At 70.9% G+C, this 2,979-nt stretch carries 3 protein-coding genes; 2 read left to right on the top strand and 1 reads right to left on the bottom strand.

Going from position 1 to position 2,979, the window contains the following annotated elements; translation table 11 throughout:
• Positions 1-468, top strand: a 468-nt coding sequence (locus RMO85_RS13665; protein WP_310529276.1) for an amino acid racemase, incomplete at its 5' end; no start/stop codon positions are given.
• A gap of 3 nt (positions 469-471) precedes the next feature.
• Here RMO85_RS13665 and RMO85_RS13660 read toward each other — a convergent pair.
• Entirely contained in the window at positions 472-1,788 is a 1,317-nt protein-coding gene (locus RMO85_RS13660; RefSeq protein ID WP_310529275.1) for a protealysin inhibitor emfourin, read from the bottom strand.
• A gap of 189 nt (positions 1,789-1,977) precedes the next feature.
• Between RMO85_RS13660 and RMO85_RS13655 the strand changes: the two genes are divergently transcribed.
• Positions 1,978-2,979, top strand: a 1,002-nt coding sequence (locus RMO85_RS13655) for a GTP-binding protein (RefSeq protein ID WP_310529274.1), incomplete at its 3' end; no start/stop codon positions are given.

Raw genomic sequence — 2,979 nt, 5'->3', positions numbered from 1 at the left:
GCCGACTTCCTGCTGCTGTGCACGACCACCTTCCACAAGGTCGCCGACGCGGTGGCCGACGCGGTGGACATCCCGCTCCTGCACCTCGGTGACGTGGTGGCCGAGGCCTGCCAGCAGGCCGGTCACTCGACCGTGGGCCTGATCGGCACGACGGTCGCGATGGAGGACTCCTTCTTCGTCGACCGGCTGGCCGCGCACGGAGTCACGGTGCTGGTGCCCGAGGCGAGGCACCACGACACCCTCAACTCGGCGATCTACGACGAGCTCGTGCACGGCGACGTGGTCGACGCCACCCGTCGCAGGGTCGTCGCCATCACCGAGGAGCTCTGGGACGCCGGCGCCCGCGCGATCCTGCTCGGTTGCACCGAGCTCGAGCTCCTCATCCGCCAGGCCGACATCGAGCTCCCGGCGATCCCGTGCACCACGCTGCACGTGCAGGCCGCGCTCGACCGGGCACTCGCCGACTGATCCTCAGCGATCGTTGCGCAGCACCAGCGCGGCGAGCGCGCGCAGGTCGCCCGACAGTGCCTGCTCAGGCAGCGTGACCGGATCGCCCTCGGCGACCTGGAACGTGTAGACGAACATGTCGGGCATGGCCCTGTACGCCGCAGCGCTGGCCGCCGCCGCGTCCAGGTCGATCCGCGCCACCAGGGCGCGCACGCCCTCGTCGGCCTCCTCGAGCGCGACGAGACCCTCCTCGGTGCGACCGGCGAACCCGCCGGAGCGCTTCACCCGGACCATTCCGGCAGCACCGGTCTCGGCGGGGCCGGGTCTGGGCGTCCTGATGACACCGGTGGTCACGCCCACCTGCTGCCAGGCCGACGTCACGGCCGCCGAGTGCTGGCCGGCCGCGGCGATGGTGGCTGCCGCGAACGCAGCGAAGTCGGCGGTGGGCTGCAGGGAGCCGGCCGTGAGTGCGGCGTACCAGATCTGGCCTGCGCCCTCGATGCTGGCGCCACCGATCGCCGTGGCGGCGAGCTGGAAGGCGCGGTTGGGGATGCCGGAGTTGAGGTGGACGCCACCATTGTCCTCGCCGGTGACGATGAAGTCGTCCATGTGGCCGACCTGCGGGTCAACGCCGAGCCTGGGGTCGTCGTAGGCGGTGCCGGGCGCGGCCATGTCGCGAAGGGCGCGGGCCACGATGCCGGGGACGAAGATCCCCTCCCCGATCAGCCAGTCGGCGTCGGCCGCGGACTCACCGGCCACGTGCTGCTTGAAGCAGGCGGCGAAGACGTCGGAGACCGACTCGTTGAGGGCGCCGGGCTGGTCGCGATAGACCAGGCCCGCGGTGTGCTCGGTCACCGCGTGCCCGAACTCGTGCGCCAGCACGTCCGCGCTCTTGGTGAAGCGCTCGAAGATGGTGCCGTCGCCGTCGCCGAAGACCAGCTGGTTGCCGTCCCAGAATGCGTTGTCGTAGCGCTGGCCGTAGTGGACGGTGATCGTCACGGGCGCGCCGGCGTCGTCGTAGGACGAGCGGGAGAAGCCGTCGGCGAACATGCGCAGCGTCGCCTCGATCCCGGCCGCGGCCTCGTCGACGGCCACGTCGCCGGTCGCGGGCTGGCCCGCGGCCCGTACGGGGCGACCCGGGAGCCTGGTCGCGTTGTCGGCGTCGTGGACGGTCCAGGCAGCCACGTCGACGGCCCGGGCTGCGCTCGTGTGCGGCTCGGCGGCGCGCGCGGTGCGGCGTAGGCGCAGCTGCTCGTCGAGGGCGAGGGCGTCGACGGCACCCACCCGCTCGAGGAGATAGGGCGGGATGAAGGTGCAGGTGGTCGCGCGGTCCCCAGTCATGGGTCCTGCCTACCCGTGGGCGCCGACCTTGCCAACCCCTGCGGCGGCGACAACGTGTCCCAGCCCACAGGTGGATCTGCCGAATGCCGTCAACCGGGCCTGCGGCAATACACTGACTGACGGCCAAGTTGGCGACTCGCCTGCCTGCCCGCCGTCCACTGCCTCGATCGAAAGCGCGACGTTACTTCCATGCCTGAACGCTCAGACCTCCGCAACGTCGCCATCGTCGCCCACGTCGACCATGGCAAGACCACCCTCGTCGACGCCATGCTGCGTCAGGCCGGCGCCTTCACGGCGCACCAGGCCGAGAGTGTCGCCGAGCGGGTCATGGACTCCGGTGACCTCGAGCGCGAGAAGGGGATCACGATCCTGGCGAAGAACACCGCGGTCCACTACGCCGGCCCCGCCGGTGGCGGCAAGCCGATGACGATCAACATCAACGACACTCCCGGCCACGCCGACTTCGGTGGCGAGGTCGAGCGCGGCCTGTCGATGGTCGACGGCATCGTGCTGCTCGTGGACGCCTCCGAGGGACCGCTCCCGCAGACGCGCTTCGTGCTGCGCAAGGCGCTCAACGCCGACATGCCGGTGATCCTCGTCGTCAACAAGACCGACCGCAGCGACGCCCGCATCGCCGAGGTCGTCGAGGAGACGTACGAGCTCTTCATGGACCTCCTCGACGAGAGCCACAGCCAGGACGCCCTCGACTTCCCGGTCGTCTACGCGTCGGGTCGCGCCGGCATCGCCAGCCTGGTGGCGCCCGAGGACGGCACGATGCCCGAGGGCAGCGACCTCGAGCCGCTGTTCAAGACGATCCTCGAGACCATCCCGGCCCCCGTCTACACCGAGGGCGCGCCCCTGCAGGCCCACGTCACCAACCTCGACGCCTCCCCGTTCCTCGGTCGCCTCGCACTGGTCCGGGTCCACGAGGGCACGCTCAACAAGGGCCAGACCGTGGCCTGGATGCGCCGCGACGGCTCGGTGAAGAACGTGAAGATCACCGAGCTCCTCGTCACCGAGGGCCTCGAGCGCCAGCCCGGCACGACTGCGGGTCCCGGTGACATCGTCGCCGTCGCCGGCATCCCCGAGATCACCATCGGCGAGACCCTCGCCGACGCGGAGAACCCCGTCGCGCTGCCGCTCATCCACGTCGACGAGCCCGCCATCTCGATGACGATCGGCACGAACACC

The sequence above is a fragment of the Nocardioides sp. genome (assembly GCF_031422975.1).
Taxonomy (GTDB): Bacteria; Actinomycetota; Actinomycetes; order Propionibacteriales; family Nocardioidaceae; genus Nocardioides.
Note: the sequence above shows the minus strand (reverse complement) of the source record. Positions and strands in the feature narration are given on the sequence as shown.

Excerpts from the sequence above, each read along its gene's own strand:
- RMO85_RS13660 (WP_310529275.1), bottom strand. The coding sequence starts at position 1,788 with ATGACTGGGGACCGCGCGACCACCTGCACCTTCATCCCGCCCTATCTC.